This window comes from Pontibacter harenae, from assembly GCF_020907245.1.
In the GTDB taxonomy this organism is placed as follows: Bacteria; Bacteroidota; Bacteroidia; order Cytophagales; family Hymenobacteraceae; genus Pontibacter; species Pontibacter harenae.
This window is the reverse complement of the sequence record NZ_JAJJWH010000001.1, coordinates 185680-205431: the sequence shown is the minus strand read 5'-3', so window position 1 is coordinate 205431 and position 19752 is coordinate 185680. Positions and strand designations below refer to the sequence as shown.

Here is a 19752-nt window from a genome sequence, read left to right as displayed (position 1 = left end):
ATTAATTGTACTAAATTTTCAAGTATAAAGCGTGCACGAGATAGCTTTAGTATAAACATGAGCATAAAAAAGGCGTGCCTGTTTCTAATGTATTGTTTGTACAGCCTGGTAAGTAACGCACAGGACGTACAGTTCACGCAGCAGTATGCCAACAGGTTATATCTGAATCCTGCTTTTACGGGCCTGAACCACGACTGGAGTGTTTCTTTTGCCCACCGAAACCAATGGCCTGCTCTTAATGGCTCCTTCGTTACAAACCAACTCACAGCCGATTTTAGCATACCTGGTCAGAAAGGAGCAGCAGGCTTAATTCTTCAGCAAGACCGTGCAGGTATAGGCGGTCTTCGGAAATTGCATGCGGCGCTGAGTTATGGCTATCATACGACTTTTACTAAGAAATGGGCCATAGCAGCTGGGCTACAGGCTAGTATAACGTCTTTAGCCCTCAGTTATGATAACCTCGTCTTTGGCGATCAGTTATCTGATAACGGTATGGTGGCTGTTACCTCTGCCGAAATTAATAGCTTTGAACCTACTAATTACCTGAGCGTATCTGTAGGGGGTTTGGCTTTTACAGATCAGTTCTGGATTGGTTTAACGGCTGCGCAGCTTAACAAACCCAGCTATGGCTTTGGCCAAAACACAAAACTGCCTATACAATTTACGGCAAATACTGGTTATAAATTTTATGCACGATCTTACGTTAAGCAGGGCAAGTTGTTTGAGCTAAGTTTTTCACCTGCTGTAACTTATACCAGGCAAGAAAATTTTAGCAGAACAGACATAGGTTTGTATACTATCTTAACGCCTCTCACGTTAGGATTTGTATATAAAGGTGTGCCAGTTAGCGATTTAGAGCAAGACCAAACGCTTGCTCTAATAGCAGGCTTGCAGCTGGAGCAATTTAAAGTTGGCTTTAGCCACGATGTAGGTATTAGCGGCTTTAGCAGGCAAGCAGGAGGAGCAAATGAAATTTCACTTATTTTTGAACGATTAGACGTTAACAAATTGTTTCCTAGCCGCTTAAAGTACAAAAATATCAAGCATATTATTTGCCCTGCATTTTAATTTTATCTATAATTGCAAACTAAATTACCTTACAAGAACCTTTTCTAAACTAGGTGCTATTTTATGAAGTTTATTAAGTATTTATCAAGTGTGGTTGTAGGAGGCCTGATGCTGGCAGCCTGTAATAGAGGAGGGCAACCATCCAGCACTAACCCTGGTGACTATAGCACGGCTACAGGTATAGCCTATAGCTACGATGATGAAGATTCGTCCTATTATCGTGTAAATGATTTTGCAGAACTTCCGCAAGGACCTGGATTGGTATTTATTGAAGGAGGCCGTACAACATTAGGTTCAATGGAAGAAGATATCGCTTTAACACGCGATAATATTGAGCGTACTGTAACGGTAGCATCTTTCTACATGGATGAGGCAGAGGTAGCCAATATTCACTGGCTGGAATACCTGCACTCTCTAAAAAGAGACTCTGCTCATGACCTTTCTATTTATACAGCAGCACTTCCTGACACACAGGTTTGGTCAAGACAGCTTTCTTTTAACGACCCATTTGTAACTTACTACCTGCGTTACCCTGGCTTCCGTTTCTGGCCAGTAGTTGGTGTAGACTGGTTACAGGCTAACGATTTCTGCATCTGGCGTACAGCTAAGGTTAACGAGAACCTGGCCATGCAAGCCGAAGGCGGTAATGGTGGCCGTGGTCTTTTCGGAAGAAGAAGCGCACCTGAACCTGTAGAGGGCGAAGAAGCAAAACCAAAACCATCTATCGAATCTGGCTATGTATTGCCGAACTACCGCCTACCAACAGAGGCTGAGTGGGAGTATGCAGCACAGGCAATGATCGGAACACAGTATTCTGAAGACGAAAACCAAAACAACAGAAGACTTTACCCATGGGATGGCCACCAGGTACGTAATCCTTACGGTAAAGAAATGGGCCAATTTATGGCTAACTTCAAGCGTGGCCGTGGTGACTATGCAGGTATAGCAGGTTCGCTTAATGATGGCGCCATGATCACAGATTATATCTACAGCTATCCTCCAAACGATTTCGGCCTTTACAACATGGCTGGTAATGTAAACGAGTGGGTACAAGATGTGTACCGTCCGCTTTCTTTCCAGGATGTTGAAGATATGAACCCATTCCGTAGAGATGGTGCGAAAGATGATAGCACATTCTATGATCCGCAGCACTCTCTGTTATCTGACGAGGTTCGTATTTATAAAGGTGGTTCTTGGAAAGACGTAGCTTATTGGTTATCTCCAGGCACACGTCGTTTCACACACCAGGATTCAGCATCAGCTACTATCGGCTTCCGTTGCGCCATGATTAACGCTGGTTCAAGCAGATAGTCAAACATATTATAGCAATACAAAAAGCCCAGAAGCAGTTCTGGGCTTTTTACTTTTATAGCCAAGCAAGCATAATGAATAATACTTCACAACACGAAGAAATAACCATCAAGTTTTTCAGCGAAATATTTGACAAGGAAATGGAGGAGCCACTTTGGGCAGTTGTAGTTGACAAAGAAAAAGGACACTACCGAATTGACAGCCTTCCGTTTTATGCGCCACTTATAGCCACTAATGATGTAGTGCTAGCTACTTTCGATGAAGAAAATCAAAGGCTAGTATACAAAAATACCGTTGAAGCATCTGGCAATTCTACAATACATGTTGTGGTAACTAATGATGCCCAAGACATAGAAGAAGTAAGGAATATTTTCACCAAGCTCGGCTGCGTATCTGAAAAGCTAAACGAACATTACTTTGCCTTAGAAATTCCTTTTAATGCGGACTACAGCCTGGCAAAAGCAGAACTTGATAAACTGGAAGAAGAGGAGATAATAGAGTATGCTGAACCAAGTTTATCTGAAATTCATCAGAGACAAACATCTTAAAGCTGCGTCAAAACATTTGTTATAACTAAATAACATGCCTGATAGACTGATCCTTTGAGGGGACTAAAGGGGCTTTAATGCTTGTGAAGCGAAGGAGTAACTGACTCAGGAAATATCTGCAGTTGTAAAATCCTTCCTGTACCCCTCGGAGGGAGCGCTAGTACAAACTGGTAGATCAATTGTAAGAGCACCATCCATAATAGAGAAGCCCTGCTACTAATAGCAGGGCTTCTCTATTATGGATATCAAATAAAGTAACTAATTAGAGAACTTAAAACTTGATCTGGAATTTAGGGAAAACTGCTTTAGCCATTCTTCAGCTTTTGGCCTCTCATCAAAAACCTGTGTTTGAAACGCTTTTAAACGGGAGTAAAAGTTAGAGGCCGTAGATTCTGCAAACGTTTCGGGGGTTACAATCATGGCAAAATGCTTTAAACCTGCACGGGCAGCACGTGGTGCCCATTCATTTACAACCCAATCTAAAGAATGATCCCATGAGCCAAGTATCAACCTTGTATCATTCAATACACAATTATAGCCTGACTTAGCCAGTTCTTCTGTATAAGCTATTGCTCCAGTCTTTATATTTTCTGCAGTCAGGTAGCCCATCCAATTTACATGGATCCACTTGTTTCGCTCGTCTTTTTCAATTTTCAAAAAAACTCTTCCAAAAGAATTTTTTAGTTCTTGTGCCATCCTTTGTGTGCCTCTACTTTAGTGTCTATAAGGTTATTCATCTACCTATAGTTCCTAGAAACTTGTCTATTAGTAAGCAACCAGAGAAACTTCAATGGTTTCCAGCGTCTTATATTTACAATATAGGCAAAGCTCCTATCTTATCAGGAACAATAGTTACAGCAAAAATCAGGCCGAAGCTATTGTTGTCACACTAATCTCCGTAGCTCCTTCTGCCAGCAATGCTATAGCACATGCTTCTAAAGTAGCTCCTGTGGTCATTACGTCATCAACTAACAATATTCTTTTGCCTTTTACTTCTGATGGCTGGTTTACCTGAAACACCTGCTCCACATTTTGCCAGCGATCAATGCGAGTCTTTTGGGTTTGCGTGCTGGTATTTACATTTCTAATCAATATTTTGTTGCTCCAGGGCAAGTGCATAGCGTCAGCCAAACCCTTCGCAAAGGCATCAGACTGATTGTAGCCGCGCTTGCGAAGCTTTAGTTTGTGCAGCGGCACTGGCAAAATTAAATCGAACTCGGTAGCGTAGTGGTGGTCGGAGAGGAGGGAACCGTAAAGTTTGCCTAGGTGCTCGCCTAGCTCCTGCGCTCCTCTGTACTTTAACTGATGCAGCAGGCGTTGCACTCTGCCCTTTGGTCTGAAGTATAAATAAGCAAATGCAAACCGTACGGGTACCTTTCCCCAGAAACGCCGCTGTAGTGGGTTCCGTTCTGTAGCGCCATGTACATGAAAATCGGTATAAGGCAGTTTCACGCTACAGTCGGTGCAGATAAATTTCTCTCCACGAGCCAATGCTCCCTGGCAAGCGTAGCAGCTTTCAGGGTATAGCAGGGCCAACAAGTCATCAAACACCTCCAGGAGGCGCTGGTTTAAGGTATTCTTGATAATTTAATCTAACTTTATAGTTATACTTTATTTCTACTTAAAATAACAACAATGAGTCTTATAGAAGAATTCAACGACTACCGCATGCGCATGAACGAGCGTATTATGACTTACGACAACAAAGTAATAAAGCGTTTCTTTAATTTGGATACGAACACCTACATGGAAGGTGCTCTGGATGTGAAAACGAAAGAAATGCTAGGCTTGGTGGCTTCTATGGTTTTGCGCTGCGACGACTGCATTAAGTACCATTTAGGCAAATGCCATGAAGAAGGCGTAAACGACGAGCAGATATTTGAAGTGTTCTCCATCGCCAATCTTATAGGTGGCTCTATTGTGATCCCACACTTCCGCCGTGCTGTGGAGTATTGGGAGGAACTAAAGAACCAGGAAAGCGCGTCTTAAAGTTAGTTTGCTAATAGTTGGTGGCTGATTGTATTTACAAATTAAGCATGAGCAGATATACCAACAATCGGCAATTAACAATTGAAAATAAAGATGATAGAGCAATCCGATAATTTTGAACATAGATGGACCAACCTGCGGGCGGCGCTGATGAAGCAGTTCGGCAAAAAACCCGACCTGAACGCCATTCTTTTCCTGATCGGAATACAGGAGTTGGGCAGAGGCATCAGCAACTTTACAAAAGAAGAGAAGCAGGACTTGATGCACATCGCTACCTGCAAAGTATTTAGCCTGTCGGGCTACTACGAATTGTCGCATGTAGACGAAGAAGGTTGGCCACACTATAAATCCGTGAAACCAATACCTTTTGCAAACCTGAAGGAGCAGGACAAGATGCTCCGCTGGCATATACTGGAGTATTTCGATCAACTGGATTAGGTGTGACATTCGTATTTTGTGTGCCGAGTTAAGTTCAACGATTTTGAATAACGTGAGCTAAAAGTAAATTCATACCTAATCCTCCAGGAACCCCTATGAAGGGGAATTTTCTCCTGTAGTTGGTTGATCCCCTTCATAGGAGTAAGGTCGTTCATTCTAACTTATAAGGTAAAAACCTGCTGTCATTCTGTTAAGAAACTTAGTTGAAGGGAGGTTAAGCCTTTACCATTAGCCGACAAGATCCTTTCAGGATGACAACAAAATAGAATGAAAACCCTACTCCTGGAAGAGGTGGGTAGGCTTTAACTACAACCACATATCAAGAATAAAAACCATGAAACTGAAGCTCATCAACCTGATCCTCCTGTCATCATCTCTCTTCCTCTTAACCCGCGACTCAAGAGGAAAATCAAAATAAGTATAGAACAGAAATTTATAACCGACATACCAAACGCGATCAAGGTATTGTGTCTTGATACGTGCTACATGTGTCGCAAGAAATAGTATGAAAATTATAACCTATAACGTGAACGGCATTCGTGCCGCTCTTACCAAAGGCTTCCAAGACTGGCTGAAGGCGGCAAACCCTGATGTGCTTTGCCTACAGGAGATTAAGGCGGACGAAAGTAAGTTTGATAAAGCCCTTTTCGAGGACATGGGCTACAACGTTTACCTGCACCCAGCCGTTAAAAAAGGCTATAGCGGCGTGGCTATACTTTCTAAGGAAAAACCAAAGCATGTAGAAGTTGGCTGTGGTATAGAATGCTACGACAATGAGGGCCGAGTACTGCGCGCAGACTACGATGATTTTTCGGTGATGAGCGTCTATATGCCTTCCGGATCTAGTGGTGAAGAACGTCAGAACTTCAAGTTCCAGTGGATGGACGACTTCTACGGCTATATCAACGACTTAAAAGAAACATTACCAGGATTGGTAGTAAGCGGCGACTATAATATTTGCCACCAGCCTATAGATATACATAACCCAAAGTCAAACGCCAATAGCTCTGGTTTTTTACCTGAAGAACGCAGTTGGATGAGTAAGTTAATAGATAGTGGCTTTGTAGACTCGTTCAGGCACTTTAACCCTGAGCCGCACAACTATACTTGGTGGAGCTATCGTGCAGGAGCACGCAACAAAAACCTGGGCTGGCGTATCGATTACAATATGGCCACTAACAACCTGAAGGATAGGCTGAAACGGGCGGCAATCTTAACCGAAGCCAAACACTCTGACCATTGCCCTGTGCTGCTGGAGATCGAGTAGGAACTATATACTAAAGCACAAGCTTTCATAGTTAGTATTTTAGAGCAAATCAGGAAGTTTTCGTACTATAGCTTAACGAGTTAGAGATTTAATCTTAACTTATACCTTGAGCTATTTTGACATAAAGAATAGGAGCAGAAGAGCATGGAACAGTACAATGCACTCGACAGGCTGATACAGCAGCTACAGGATTACAAAAAGAAGTTTTACCTAAACCTGTTGCTTAGGGGTAGCATTTTTGCTGTAGGCATGCTCCTTTCTATCTACGTTATCTATAGTTTGCTGGAATACCTTTTCTACTTCCCAGCTTACGTAAGAGCCTTCCTGCTCTTCTCTTTCGTGGCCATTGTTATTTATGTTTTTGTCCGTTGGATCGCTTTACCGCTTTCGGCTATAACAAAGCTGAGAAAACTGCTCTCCGATGAACAGGCGGCTGAGCGGGTAGGGCAGTACTATCCCGAAATAAAAGACAAACTGCTGAATGCGATCCAACTGAAGGATTTCGACAGGACAAATGAATTGATCGCAGCCAGTCTGGAACAACGTACAAGCCAACTTTCTTCCTTCAAGTTTGAAGAGGCTGTTACTTATCAGGAAAATAAGCCACTACTAAAGTATGTTGCTTTGCCCGCAGTAGTTGCCTTGCTTATTGCCTTAGTATATCCTGCCATTTTTGTGCAGGGAACGGAGCGCATCATCAACTATAAAAAGTTTTACGCACCTGCCGCGCCTTTTCAGTTTGTGGTGCAGAACAACCAACTGCAAACCTACCGCGGCGAAGACTATACCTTAAAAGTAGGAGTGGAGGGCACCTCTGTACCCCATGAGGTTTACATTAACTATAACGGCCGCCGCCAGAAACTCACCAAAAGTGCCGATGGCTATACCTATACTTTTAAGCAACCGCAGAAGTCTGTAGCGTTTCAACTGGAAGGTTCAGGCTTTATGTCGGATGAATATAACTTACAGTTGCTTTCCCGCCCTAACCTGAAAGATTTTAGTATGCAAGTGGCTTACCCTGCCTACCTGAAGCGCAAGCCAGAGGTGGTGCAGAACACAGGCAGCACTACCGTTCCTGAAGGCAGCACCATTACCTGGAACTTCTCTGCCACCGAAACCGACAGTGTAAATCTTACTTTTGAAGAACCCAACGAAAAACTGGTTGCTGAAAAAGACGGCAGCAGCTTTAGAGTTAGCAAGAAGTTTAGCCAAAGCCAGAACTACAGTGTCAAGCTGCAGAACCAGCACAGCTCTAACAAAGAGCAGATCAGCTACCAGGTTACCACTATTCCAGATCGCAACCCTCAGATCAGCTTGGAGCAGTATCAGGATACGGCACTTTATAGTTATATGGTGTTGGGCGGCGATGTATCGGATGACTACGGCTTAACCAGACTCGCCCTTATCTACCGCATCAGCAACGATAAAAATCCTGACGCAAAATATAAAAGCCAAGCACTGCCGCTAAACGCGCAGCAGCTGAGCCAAGCTTATTACTACCAATGGAACACTGCCGCCCTTAACATGCAACCTGGCGACAAGCTAGAGTATTATGTGCAAGTGTGGGACAACGATGGTATACATGGTGCTAAAAGCGCCCGCACCCGCACCTTCGAATTAAAGGTACCCGATAAGCGCGAACTGCAGAAAGAACTTGACAGCAACGCACAATCTGTAGCCAGCCAGATGAGCAAGTCATTACAGAAAGCCTCTAAACTGAAAGAAGATGTTGCCAAATCAGAAGACAAACTGAAGACGAAGCGCAACCTTACTTGGCAGGATAAGAAGCAGCTCGAGGAACTGGTGCAAAAGAAAAAGCAGCTGGAGCAGGACATTAACTCTATGAAGGAGATGTTCGACCAACTAAATAAAAAGCAGAACATGCTGAGTGAGCAGGACAAGCAATTGGCTGAAAAAGCACAGGAACTGCAGAAGCTCATGAACGAAATGCTTGATCCTGAAACAAAGAAACTTTACGAAGAACTGGAGAAACTTCTGCAGGAAAAACAGGCCAACGACCCCGAGCTACAGAAACTACTGAGCAAGCTTGACAACCGCGAGCGCAATTTAGAGCGTGAGCTAGAGCGTGCCCTGGAGCTATTTAAGCAACTACAGCTAGAGCAAAAGGTTGGTAATATGACCAAGCAGCTAGAGGAAATGGCTAAAGAGCAGCAGGACCTGGCCGAGAAAACAGAACAGAAGCAGGCAAATAACGAGCAGTTGCAGGAGGAGCAAAAAAAGCTTCAGGAAGAATTTGAGGAAATGAAGAAAGAGATGGAGGAGATGAATGAGCTGAACAAAAAGCTTGATAACCCTAACTCTCTGGATGAGCAGCAACAGAAGGAGGACCAGGAAAGCATAGAAGAGCAGATGCAGCAAAGCCAGGAGCAACTCCAGAAAAAGCAGAATAAAAAAGCCAGCGATTCACAGCAGAAGGCAGGGGAGCAGATGAAGCAGATGGCGAAAAAGATGCAAGAGATGATGGATAGCCAAGGCATGGATGGTATGCAGCAGAACCTGGATGGTCTTCGTGACATACTTGAGAACCTTATCAAGCTTTCTTTTGATCAGGAAGATCTGATGAAGCAGTTCCGTGGTGTGAACCAAAGTGACCCGCGCTTTATAAACCTATCGCAGCAGCAACTTAGCCTTCGCGACAATTCAAAAGTTATTGAAGACAGCCTTTATGCTTTGTCGAAAAAGGTGTTTCAGATAGAATCGTTTGTTACACGTGAGGTGGCTCAGATGAACGAGAGCATGGATAACAGCATGCAGCAGATCAAAGACCGCAACGTTGGAAAAGCCACCGTACAACAACAGCTTGCCATGACGAGCATGAATAACCTGGCACTTATGCTGAACGATGTATTGAAGCAAATGCAGGAGGCCATGCAGCAAATGAACGGCAGCATGGCGGGAAAACAGAAGGGAAACAAGCCGAAGCCAGGCGATATGGGCCAGATGCAACAGCAATTGAATAAAAAAATAGAAGAATTGAAAAAAGGTGGCAAGTCAGGTAAGGCACTATCTGAAGAATTAGCTAAATTAGCTGCTGAGCAGGAGGCTCTCCGAAATGCCTTAAAAGAAATGGAAAAACAGCAGGGGCAAAGCCCTGGTGAAAAAGGAGAAAACGGCAATCTCGGAAATATTAGTAAGATGATGGAACAAAGCGAGACTGATCTCGTTAATAAGCGTTTGACTGAACAAACCATCATGCGCCAGCGCGAAATACTGACTCGCCTGCTTGAGGCAGAAAAGTCGATGAAGGATCGTGAACTGGACAACAAACGTGAAGCTAAAACGGCACAAAATACACAGCGCAAAGTGCCAGCTTCTTTTGAAAAGTATTTAAAAGCAAAAGAAAAACAGACGGAATTACTTAAGACAATACCTCCAGCGCTTTCACCATACTATAAGCAAAAGGTAAACGAGTACTTCCAAAACATTAGCAAATAAAACGCACCTATATTTTACACTTAACGAGTAATATGAATCAGGTAAAAATTCAGATTCCTTCCTTAATCGAGAACATCCGCGTAATCGAAAGCTTTATTGATAATTCTAAGGAAGAATTCGAGTTTGAGGACGACATTTACGGGAACATCATGGTAGCCGTAACAGAGTCAGTTAATAACGCAATACGTCACGGAAACAAGTTCGATAAGGATAAGAATGTGTACCTCACACTCCAGGTAGAGGAGAATAAACTAATATTTGAAGTTGAGGACGAGGGTCCAGGTTTTGATTATGAAAACCTTCCAGACCCAACTGCACCTGAAAACCTAGAGAGCCCTGGTGGCCGTGGTATATTTTTAATGCATAACCTTTGCGACGAAGTTAATTTCATGGATAGCGGCAAAAAGGTTCAGCTAGTATTTAACATCGTCACCTCTCAGAATGGAACATCCAATTGAGTTCTTTAGCGAAGAAACTGACTTCACCTTAGAGAACCCAGAGCAAGTATCAGAGTGGATTGCAAACGTTATTGAGCAACACAATCAGGAGTTAGTAAACCTTACCTATATTTTCTGCTCCGACGAATACCTTCACGAGATCAATGTTGAGTATCTCGATCATGATACACTCACAGACATCATCACCTTCAATAATGCCGACATAGAGGGCACTATTGAAGGTGATGTTTTTATAAGCGTAGATCGCGTACGCGACAATGCTGCTGAGCTCACCATTCCTTTTAAAGATGAACTACACCGTGTAATCATTCACGGCGTGCTGCACCTGCTAGGCTTTAAAGATAAGTCTCCAAAGCAGGAGGCAGAAATGCGCAAACAAGAAGATTCTTGTTTATCTTTGCGTAACTTTTAATTAAAAAAGGAATTACCAATCCGTTTCTGATGTTTCACGTGAAACATCAACAAATCCGAAGTACATGTTTCCAGAATACGATATTATAGTAGTAGGCGCAGGGCATGCTGGCTGTGAAGCCGCTGCCGCTGCCGCTAAAATGGGTTCAAAGGTTTTGCTAGCCACCATGAACATGAACACTATTGCCCAAATGTCTTGCAACCCAGCCATGGGTGGTGTAGCCAAAGGACAGATAGTTCGTGAGGTAGATGCGCTAGGGGGTATGAGTGGAATCATCACCGACCAAACCATGATCCAGTTCCGCATGCTGAATAAATCAAAAGGTCCTGCCATGTGGAGTCCACGAGCGCAAAGCGACAGGATGAGATTTGCTGAAGCATGGCGTTTAAGTTTAGAGCAAACAGAGAACGTTGACTTCTGGCAGGAGATGATTGTTGGGCTGGAAGTAGAGAACGGAAAGGTTGCTGGTGTGAAAACTAGCTTGGGGATAACTATACGTTCAAAGGCTGTAGTATTAACGAACGGCACATTTTTGAATGGTATTATCCACATCGGAGAGCGCCAATTAGGAGGAGGTAGAGCTGCTGAAAAATCAGCTAAGGGTATTACCGAAAATCTGATTGAATTAGGCTTTGAAGCAGGGCGCATGAAAACAGGAACGCCACCAAGAGTAGATGGACGGAGCCTGGACTATAGCCGCATGGAAGAACAGTTCGGTGATGAGAACCCATCAAAATTCTCTTATACTGAAACTGAGCCTTTGCAAAACCAGCGCAGCTGCTACATCACCTACACTAACTCAGAAGTTCACGAGATCCTAAAAACAGGCTTTGAAAAATCGCCGATGTTCCAGGGACGTATTCAAGGTTTAGGTCCACGCTACTGCCCAAGTATAGAAGATAAAATCAACCGTTTCGCTGACCGTGACCGTCACCAGATTTTTGTGGAACCAGAAGGATGGAATACTGTAGAGGTATATGTAAACGGTTTCTCTAGCTCGTTACCAGAAGACGTTCAGTTTAAAGCCTTGCGTAAAATTGTAGGCTTCGAGAATGCAAAGATGTTCCGACCAGGCTATGCCATCGAATACGATTTCTTCCCACCAACCCAGCTGAACCTAACACTGGAAACAAAGCTAGTGGAGAACCTATACTTTGCAGGCCAGATCAACGGGACCACAGGTTACGAAGAAGCAGCTTGTCAAGGATTAATGGCAGGTATAAACGCTCACAATAAGATAAACGAAAAAGCACCGTTTGTATTAAAGCGTTCAGAAGCTTACATTGGTGTATTGATTGATGACTTGGTAAATAAAGGTACAGACGAACCTTACCGTATGTTTACTTCACGTGCTGAACACCGCATCCTGCTACGCCAAGACAACGCAGATATCCGACTTACAAAGCTGGGATATGAGCTAGGCTTAGCTGATGAGAGTCGCCTAAAATCTGTGGATAAGAAGATAGAGGAAACGGCTGAAATCATTGCTTACTTAAATAATAAGCCGGTTGAGCCAGGAGATATCAACAGTTTGCTAGAAGGTTTAGGATCTGCTCCGATAGTAGAAAAGCAGCGTGCAGGCCAACTGATTAAAAGACCGAATATTGAAATAGCAACTATAGTAGCGGCAGTACCAGCAGTGGCAGAATACCTGAGCAAGTTTAAGGCAGATAGCGTAGAACAAGCCGAGATTGCGGTGAAGTATGAAAGCTACATCGAGAAAGAAAATGTGATGGCTACGAAAATGAGCGATCTCGAAAACTACATAATCAAAGACAAAATCAACTACCGAAGCATACCTGCTTTATCGGCAGAGGCGAAAGAAAAGCTACTGAAGATACAACCAGAAACAATAGGCCAGGCATCCAGAATAAGCGGAGTTTCGCCAGCAGACATTTCAGTACTTATGGTATACCTTGGAAAATAAATGAGCTACGAAAGACTTGAGAACTGCCCGATATGCGGCAAAGATGACTTCAAAAATTTTTTAGTAGTAACTGATAACGCGGTATCGAAGGAGAGCTTTGTGCTAGTAGAATGCGAGAACTGCAGCTTTAAATTTACGAACCCTCGACCAGATGCTGCTAGTATAGGAGCCTATTATGAGTCAGAGGAATATATTTCTCATACCAACACCAAGTCGGGCATTATCAACAGAGCGTACCATGTGGTACGCTCTATTACTACAAAGCAAAAAGTAGAGCTTATCAACAGGCATGCACCTACTAAAGGCACAATACTGGATTACGGTTGTGGCACAGGAGTTTTTCTTTCAGCCTGCAAAAAAGATGGCTGGGAAATAAGAGGTGTAGAACCTAATGAAAAAGCGCGAAAAGCATCCTCTGAGGAAACAGGTGAAATAGTAGCATCAGAACTACAGCAAATAAGCGGCGAGAAGTTTGATGTAATTACGCTGTGGCATGTGCTAGAGCATATACACACATTGAATGAAACAATGGCAGAACTGCTGTCGCTGTTACACGAAGACGGCACCTTAATTGTAGCCGTACCTAATGCAGACTCACACGATGCACAACAGTATAAAGAGAACTGGGCTGCTTATGATGTGCCGCGTCATCTTTATCACTTCACACAAGGCACGATGAAACGCTTCCTGAAGAAACACAAGATGAAACTGGAAGAGGTGTTGCCCATGAAGTTTGATGCTTATTATGTAAGTATGCTAAGCGAAAAACACAAAGATGGTAAAGGCAATATGATCAACAGCGTAGTGAATGGATTTAAATCGAACAGCTATGCTGAGAAAAATGGGAATGATTATTCGAGCCTAATTTTTGTAGCGAAGAGAAAATAAAACACAATTATTACTGTTAATAACATTGAACAAGGCAAACGAGAGTTTGCCTATTTTTCTTTTAAACGACCTTTACATGAAATTTATCAACATCGTAATGGCTACGGCAGGTATAGCTGCATTCGTATCATGTGCAACAGTAAGTAGCCCTGTAGGTGGACCAAAAGACATAACCAAACCAACCTTAATAAACAGTAACCCTCAAAGCCAACAGCTGAACGTTTCGACAAGTACTATCACCTTAGAATTTGATGAAGCCGTAATGCCTAATTCACTACAGCGAGAATTACTTATCACTCCAGCTGTAGAAACAAAATACAGCATCAGAAACAAAAAGAATTTGATTGAGCTGACCTTTGAGAAGCCACTGGACGATAGCACAACCTACACCTTCAACTTTAGAAAAGGAGTTCAGGATATAACAGAGAAGAATGTGGCAGAAGGTTTAACCTTAACTTTTAGCACAGGTACTTTTATCGACTCTAGCAGAGTAAGTGGGCAGGTAGTTGATCTGATGACACAGCAGCCGCAAAAGCAAGCTGTAGTAGCTCTTTATCCAGTTACAGATACTGTCAACATCAGAAAAAACAGACCTTACTATCAAACTGAAACAGATGAAACTGGAAGGTATGAATTTAGAAATGTGAAAGAAGGGGACTATCGAATTTTTGCGCTGGTAGAAAAAAACAACAACGCCTTCTACGATAACGAAAGTGAAAAAATAGCTTATCTGGAACAACCAATACGGGTTACTCCACAAGAACAGGAGATAAGATTGCAGACAGTAAGATTAGATACAAAGAAGCCAATATTGCTGCGAAGAGAAACTTACTTAGACAGGTTTGGTGCAAACTATAACGAAGGCATTAAAGAAGTAACTGTACAGCCGCTAGAAGCTAATGTAACAAGCGTGCCTTATAAGGTAAGCCAGGATGGCAAAATAGTAGACTTGTTCAAAACGCAGAACTACCAAGGCGGAAGAGCAGTGTTGACAGCAACAGACTCCGCTGGCAACGTGGCAACAGATACTTTGAATATAGCTTTTGAAGGAAAAATAGCTGCAAGGGTAGAGGGCGCACAGTTAAAGCAAACAAAAACAGGGAACAGAGAATACTCAGCAGGCCAACCAGTCGTGATTATACTACAGACGCCAGTGCGGATAACCTCACCAGAACCTATTACCATATTCAGAGATTCTGTAGCTATCAGCACTGTTAATTATCCAGAAAAAATATCCCTTGATTCAACTAGAACGGAATTAACATTTAACTTACCAACACTTCTTAATAGGATAAGACAGGTTGAAATAGCGTTAGATAGTGCGGCTATTATCCCCTTAGAAGGAGGAAGACTAAGGTATAATAACATAGCCTTAACGGTAGCCGAGGGCAATGGAACAGGTAGTATAGAAGGTAAAATAATTACGTCCGAAAATTCTTACATTATCGAGTTGCTGAACAACTCAGACCAAAAAGTAGCAGAGGTAAGAAACCAACGTACCTACAGATTTAATAATCTGGCTCCTGGTGCTTACAAAATAAGAGTACTAGTAGATGAAAATGAAAATGGCATTTGGGAAGGGGGAGATCCTACCTTCGAAAAAGAACCCGAAAGAGTTTATGTTCATCCGAAAGTACTTGATGTAAGAGCGAATTGGATAATGGAAGAAACAAACATTAAATTCTAAACACCATAACTTAAAAGGAAAGGGAGACAAATTGTCTCCCTTTTTTATTGCTTTCTACTTTCAAAAAGTCATCGAGATTCTTAAGCCTAGCATGGTCAGACTGAATTTGTAGGGCCAAATAAGAAGAGCAACATCAAGCTCCATGAAAACTTCAGGCTTTTAGGTCATTCTTCCAATGGGGCTTCTTTAGAAAAAATGATGCATAGATCTACTTATAGCAAAAGAACATTCCTCATAAACGGGTGCCTCTTCAAAGTATGATGACTTTCGGTGCAGAGCGAAAATACAGAAAACAAACATTTTTTATAGCTGCTTATTTAGGTATGAAGTAGTGTCGTTATCTGCGGTATACCATACTGTACTTCCTTGATCTTGGGCCTTCAATGATTCTTGCTCATAGAACATTTACACTAGTCAATTTACGAGGCTTAGTAAATTCTGGAGTTGCAGCAGTACAGTTACGCCTAAGCTTATAGGCTTCGAATAAACATACATTAAAAACTACTATATCATATCAATTCAATAAAGGACCTCTCAAACAAGCGCCTGGTGTTCTACTTTGACTTGAGGTTAGATTTTACGATGTAGCTACTCCAGATAGAACTCAATACAAATTTCCTCTCGAATCCTTTTATAGCTTTTTGAACACCAGATATAGGTGCAGTCAATTACCAAACTTTCTATCATTTCTAGCTATTATCTCATTCCAAATTCATTTCCACATTCTTCGCAAGCATTATTGATCATCATAGGCTATTGCATTTTTCTGCAGCCGTGCTTTCTCATTTCGCTTTATGAGTTGTTAGCTAAATCTGACTCACTACTACTCTTTACTATTCGCATAACAGCATCAGGTAATAAATAGTATTTGTGTAATTCCCAGCAGGTGGCTCAAAACCTTAGGCGTGTAAAAACATTTTCTATTTGCCCTTATTTGTATAGTGTAAGTTAATCCACAAACGTGTGGGTATAACTGTGGAAAAGAGTGGGTAAATGGTGGTAAAGATTACACACCCTTAGAAGCGGGTGACAGAAAACAGCTGAAACAGGTGGCAAAAGTGGAAACTGGTGTACAATAGTGACCCTAAAAAAGCATTATCAACGTTTGTGTGTAGTGTTGGAAAAGAAATACACATAAATGGGCATAAAGTGGATAAGAGGATTAATAGACTGAGAAATAAAAAGATACCAAAAAAGAAAATGTGGAAGAGTAGTAGACAAGGTGACATGTGTAAACAATTCATGCACAGAAACAGAGTTGAGTAAAAGTTATCAACTTGTAAACACCCTTGATAATGAAAGAAAGATTTATTTAAAGATTAGATAATTTTAAATATTAGGAAAGGAAAGATGTGGAAAGACTGGAAAAAGGAAGAAAAGGGAAGGGCTGAAAAAAAGAGAACTCGAACCAAAAGAGAGAAAATACATATATTTAGAAAAGAAAAAGCAGCTGACGCAAAAAAACTATGACGCTATTAATGTCTTTGACACTTCCGTTTGAAGAGCCAGTACTAATATTTACGCTGGTACTACTTGTGATACTAGTGGTGCCCATAATCCTGAACAAGTTTCGGATACCAGGTATAGTAGGCTTAATTGTGGCTGGGGTGGTACTAGGACCAAATGGATTTAACATACTGGCAAGAGATGCAAGTATAGTGTTATTTGGAACTGTAGGCTTGCTATATATTATGTTTCAGGCGGGTCTTGAAATCGATATGATCGATTTTAAAAAGTATAAAGTAAGAAGCCTAGTTTTCGGAACACTGACTTTTCTTATACCCATAATAGTAGGAACAGCGGTATTTCTATACATACACGGCTATGACATAAAGCCATCTATTCTGCTGGCAAGTATGTTCGCGCCTCATACATTGCTTGCATACCCAATCGTGAGTAGGTTCGGCTTAAGCAAGAATGAAGCAGTAACACTAACAATAGGAGGAACACTAATTACAGATACAGCTGTACTGTTTGTGCTAGCGGTCATCATAAATTCTACACAAGGAAATACAGACGTTTGGTTCTGGATATTTATGATAGTCGAGATGGCCATATTTGTAGCCGTTGTACTATGGATCTTCCCGAAGATTGCAAAATGGATGTTTAAGCAGTTAGAAAGCGAAAAAGGGGCACAATACATATTTGTATTGACAGTAGTGTTTGCTGCTGCGTTCTTATCAGAAGTGGCAGGTATGGAGGCAATCATCGGAGCCTTTTTAGCAGGTTTAGCACTAAACCCTCTGATACCGCATACATCGGCATTGATGAACCGGATAGAATTTGTGGGTAATAACATCTTTATTCCCTTCTTCTTGATAAGTACAGGTATGCTTGTCGATCTGACAGTGTTATTTACAGATACTAATGCAATGCTGATAGCTGGAACCATAGTGGTATTAGCGCCCATCACGAAATATGCAGCAGCATTTGTAACTCAGAAGCTTTTTAAGTTTAGCGTACTACAACGAAACCTGATATTTGGATTGAGCAGCGCACATGCTGCTGCAACACTTGCGGTAGTGTTAGCAGGATATGAAATAGGCCTAATAGGAGAGAGTGCCTTGAACGGAGCAGTTGTACTGATCCTAATATCAAGCATGATCAGTTCTTTCTCTACAGAAAAGGTGGCAAGAAAACTGGCAATCATAGAAAGCAGAAGAAAGCCTGACATAAGTGAGAAGCCGGATAGAATTATGGTGCCTATAGGAAATCCGAAAACTATAGAGAGCTTAATCGACTTGGCTGTGATGTTGAAGAATCCATCTTACCACGAGCCGATATACCCATTGGCTGTGGTGATAGATAATGAACATGCGGAGGAGGAAATATACAAAAAAAATATTATGCTACAGGAAGCTATTGTACATGCCTCAGCAACAGAAACAGATGTACAATTGGTGTCTAAAATAGATGTGAACATAGCCAGTGGCATGCTGAGGGCTATAAAAGAACTAATGATTACGGAAGTGGTTTTGGGATGGAATGCAAAAATTACGACCAGAGATCGCATCTTTGGAACAATACTGGACAGCTTGCTCGAAAACACGGAGCAGATGATACTAGTTTGTAAAATCATTCAACCACTAAATACCACAAACCGATTGGTAGTAGTAGTACCTTTGAACGCTGAATCGGAAAGAGGCTATATAAGATGGATTAAAGCAGTTAAACTGCTTTCGCAGCAGTTAGGGTCTAAAATAATATTCAGAGGCCGTAGAAGGACTCTGAACAAGCTTAAAGCAGCAGTACAAGGAACGAAACCAGAAGTAGAAGCCGAATACATTCCGTTTATGAAGCTGGAGGAGTTTGGCAACATAAAGTCGGAGCTGAAAAAGGATGACATGGTAATTGTTATCTCAGCCCGAAAGCACACTGTTTCGTATGATAGCAACCTGGATAATGTGCCACGGGTACTTTCAAGAAACTACAAAGACAACAGTTTTATCATTGTATACCCAGAACAGTATCCGCAGTACCAAAGTGTGCCGATAAAGCCTATGGCAAGACTGCATGAGAAAACCAGAGGCGATCAGAATGAGTTCTAAAAAAGAAAAAACGTGTAGGAGGAGTAGAAGTTACATGGGCGGAAATTATGTTCAAGCAGAAAGTTAATACCTTTTATGCCTACTAACGTAAAAGCAAAATCATAAGAAAAAGCAGATTAAGTAATTGAAATACGCTAGTTTCTGTAGATATTAGCCAGCATAAAATCGTAGGTAAAACTAAACAACACCATCATGGTGTAGAAAGTAAAACCTATATCTTTGCACAGAAGAAAACTCAAATAAAGTAATGATCAACAAAGACATCAGGTTAGGAAAAGGACTTGGTAAGATTAAGTTTGGCCTAACAAGGGACGAAGTAGAAGAACTATTAGGAGAACCAGAAGAGGTTGAAGAATCGGAAGAGGACGATGAGTTCGAACACCAGGCATGGAATTACTGGGAAGACGGCTACTCATTGTACTTCGATAAAGAAGACGACTACAGGCTGAGTTGCATCGAAACGGCTAACCGGGAAGTACAGATCTGGGGTGAGCGCGTGTTTGAAATGAGCAAAGAGCAGGTTCAAAAACTTTTCGAAGATAACAACATTACTGATGTTGAAGAAGAAGAAATGGAAACTGGCGAAACCAGGATATCTTACGAAAGAGAAATGGTAGATCTTTATTTTGATGAAGATCAGCTAATAGCCATCAATTTCGGAGTGTTTATAGATGATAACTTAGAGGTGCTTTGGCCTGAAAAGTAAACATAAAAGATAGGTTAAAGCAAAAGCCCCAGCAGTACATACTGCTGGG

The 19752-nt window shown here is 41.9% G+C and carries 16 protein-coding genes; 14 read left to right on the top strand and 2 right to left on the bottom strand.

Annotated features, from left to right (window positions below; genetic code table 11):
• The first annotated feature begins 57 nt into the window (after positions 1-57).
• The 3 genes from LN893_RS00870 (at position 58) to LN893_RS00860 (ending at position 2927) form a co-directional block, all read left to right on the top strand.
• Positions 58-1068, top strand: coding sequence for a PorP/SprF family type IX secretion system membrane protein (locus LN893_RS00870; protein WP_229967354.1), 1011 nt, complete (start codon positions 58-60; stop codon positions 1066-1068).
• Positions 1069-1131: 63 nt separating this feature from the next.
• Positions 1132-2379, top strand: a complete 1248-nt coding sequence (gene gldJ, locus LN893_RS00865) for a gliding motility lipoprotein GldJ (protein ID WP_229967352.1) — start codon at positions 1132-1134, stop codon at positions 2377-2379.
• Positions 2380-2453: 74 nt separating this feature from the next.
• Positions 2454-2927 carry a DUF4265 domain-containing protein gene (locus LN893_RS00860; RefSeq protein WP_229967350.1) on the top strand — a complete coding sequence of 158 codons (474 nt, stop codon included), beginning with the start codon at positions 2454-2456 and terminating at the stop codon, positions 2925-2927.
• 258 nt (positions 2928-3185) lie between these two features.
• Here LN893_RS00860 and LN893_RS00855 read toward each other — a convergent pair whose 3' ends face one another.
• Positions 3186-3623 carry an STAS/SEC14 domain-containing protein gene (locus LN893_RS00855; RefSeq protein ID WP_229967348.1) on the bottom strand — a complete coding sequence of 146 codons (438 nt, stop codon included), beginning with the start codon at positions 3621-3623 and terminating at the stop codon, positions 3186-3188.
• 168 nt (positions 3624-3791) lie between these two features.
• On the bottom strand, positions 3792-4478 hold the full coding sequence (locus tag LN893_RS00850) for a ComF family protein (RefSeq protein WP_229967346.1): 687 nt from the start codon (positions 4476-4478) through the stop codon (positions 3792-3794).
• An 84-nt stretch (positions 4479-4562) separates the two neighbouring features.
• Here LN893_RS00850 and LN893_RS00845 point away from each other — a divergent pair, with 84 nt between their 5' ends.
• From LN893_RS00845 to LN893_RS00795, 11 genes are all read left to right on the top strand, one after another.
• On the top strand, positions 4563-4916 hold the full coding sequence (locus tag LN893_RS00845; RefSeq protein WP_229967343.1) for a carboxymuconolactone decarboxylase family protein: 354 nt from the start codon (positions 4563-4565) through the stop codon (positions 4914-4916).
• A 93-nt stretch (positions 4917-5009) separates the two neighbouring features.
• The gene (locus LN893_RS00840) at positions 5010-5354 is read left to right on the top strand and encodes a hypothetical protein (RefSeq protein WP_229967341.1); all 345 of its coding nucleotides are present in this window, start codon (positions 5010-5012) and stop codon (positions 5352-5354) included.
• Positions 5355-5859: 505 nt separating this feature from the next.
• On the top strand, positions 5860-6621 hold the full coding sequence (locus LN893_RS00835; RefSeq protein ID WP_229967339.1) for an exodeoxyribonuclease III: 762 nt from the start codon (positions 5860-5862) through the stop codon (positions 6619-6621).
• Positions 6622-6765: 144 nt separating this feature from the next.
• A complete protein-coding gene (locus LN893_RS00830) occupies positions 6766-10077 on the top strand; it encodes a DUF4175 family protein (protein WP_229967337.1) in 3312 nt (1103 codons plus the stop codon).
• 32 nt (positions 10078-10109) lie between these two features.
• Positions 10110-10535, top strand: a complete 426-nt coding sequence (locus tag LN893_RS00825) for an ATP-binding protein (RefSeq protein WP_229967335.1) — start codon at positions 10110-10112, stop codon at positions 10533-10535.
• Positions 10519-10947, top strand: a complete 429-nt coding sequence (gene ybeY / locus LN893_RS00820; RefSeq protein ID WP_229967333.1) for an rRNA maturation RNase YbeY — start codon at positions 10519-10521, stop codon at positions 10945-10947. The genes LN893_RS00825 and ybeY overlap by 17 nt, the downstream gene beginning before the upstream one ends.
• Positions 10948-11011: 64 nt before the next feature.
• Complete coding sequence (gene mnmG, locus LN893_RS00815; RefSeq protein ID WP_229967331.1) at positions 11012-12874, top strand: tRNA uridine-5-carboxymethylaminomethyl(34) synthesis enzyme MnmG; 1863 nt, start codon at positions 11012-11014, stop codon at positions 12872-12874.
• Positions 12875-13762 carry a class I SAM-dependent methyltransferase gene (locus tag LN893_RS00810; protein ID WP_229967329.1) on the top strand — a complete coding sequence of 296 codons (888 nt, stop codon included), beginning with the start codon at positions 12875-12877 and terminating at the stop codon, positions 13760-13762.
• 76 nt (positions 13763-13838) lie between these two features.
• Positions 13839-15449 carry an Ig-like domain-containing domain gene (locus LN893_RS00805; protein WP_229967327.1) on the top strand — a complete coding sequence of 537 codons (1611 nt, stop codon included), beginning with the start codon at positions 13839-13841 and terminating at the stop codon, positions 15447-15449.
• 1466 nt (positions 15450-16915) lie between these two features.
• Positions 16916-18997, top strand: a complete 2082-nt coding sequence (locus tag LN893_RS00800) for a cation:proton antiporter (RefSeq protein WP_229967325.1) — start codon at positions 16916-16918, stop codon at positions 18995-18997.
• A 247-nt stretch (positions 18998-19244) separates the two neighbouring features.
• Positions 19245-19703: a hypothetical protein gene (locus LN893_RS00795; RefSeq protein ID WP_229967323.1), complete on the top strand. Its 459-nt coding sequence runs from the start codon at positions 19245-19247 to the stop codon at positions 19701-19703.
• The last annotated feature ends 49 nt before the right edge of the window (positions 19704-19752 follow it).

What these genes read in the sequence shown, in the direction of transcription:
- gldJ (WP_229967352.1), top strand. Translation starts at nt 1,132, where the DNA reads ATGAAGTTTATTAAGTATTTATCAAGTGTGGTTGTAGGAGGCCTGATG.
- LN893_RS00830 (WP_229967337.1), top strand. Translation starts at nt 6,766, where the DNA reads ATGGAACAGTACAATGCACTCGACAGGCTGATACAGCAGCTACAGGAT.
- LN893_RS00860 (WP_229967350.1), top strand. Translation starts at nt 2,454, where the DNA reads ATGAATAATACTTCACAACACGAAGAAATAACCATCAAGTTTTTCAGC.
- ybeY (WP_229967333.1), top strand. Translation starts at nt 10,519, where the DNA reads ATGGAACATCCAATTGAGTTCTTTAGCGAAGAAACTGACTTCACCTTA.
- LN893_RS00845 (WP_229967343.1), top strand. Translation starts at nt 4,563, where the DNA reads ATGAGTCTTATAGAAGAATTCAACGACTACCGCATGCGCATGAACGAG.
- LN893_RS00810 (WP_229967329.1), top strand. Translation starts at nt 12,875, where the DNA reads ATGAGCTACGAAAGACTTGAGAACTGCCCGATATGCGGCAAAGATGAC.
- LN893_RS00840 (WP_229967341.1), top strand. Translation starts at nt 5,010, where the DNA reads ATGATAGAGCAATCCGATAATTTTGAACATAGATGGACCAACCTGCGG.
- mnmG (WP_229967331.1), top strand. Translation starts at nt 11,012, where the DNA reads ATGTTTCCAGAATACGATATTATAGTAGTAGGCGCAGGGCATGCTGGC.
- LN893_RS00795 (WP_229967323.1), top strand. Translation starts at nt 19,245, where the DNA reads ATGATCAACAAAGACATCAGGTTAGGAAAAGGACTTGGTAAGATTAAG.
- LN893_RS00825 (WP_229967335.1), top strand. Translation starts at nt 10,110, where the DNA reads ATGAATCAGGTAAAAATTCAGATTCCTTCCTTAATCGAGAACATCCGC.
- LN893_RS00870 (WP_229967354.1), top strand. Translation starts at nt 58, where the DNA reads ATGAGCATAAAAAAGGCGTGCCTGTTTCTAATGTATTGTTTGTACAGC.
- LN893_RS00805 (WP_229967327.1), top strand. Translation starts at nt 13,839, where the DNA reads ATGAAATTTATCAACATCGTAATGGCTACGGCAGGTATAGCTGCATTC.
- LN893_RS00855 (WP_229967348.1), bottom strand. Translation starts at nt 3,623, where the DNA reads ATGGCACAAGAACTAAAAAATTCTTTTGGAAGAGTTTTTTTGAAAATT.
- LN893_RS00800 (WP_229967325.1), top strand. Translation starts at nt 16,916, where the DNA reads ATGACGCTATTAATGTCTTTGACACTTCCGTTTGAAGAGCCAGTACTA.
- LN893_RS00835 (WP_229967339.1), top strand. Translation starts at nt 5,860, where the DNA reads ATGAAAATTATAACCTATAACGTGAACGGCATTCGTGCCGCTCTTACC.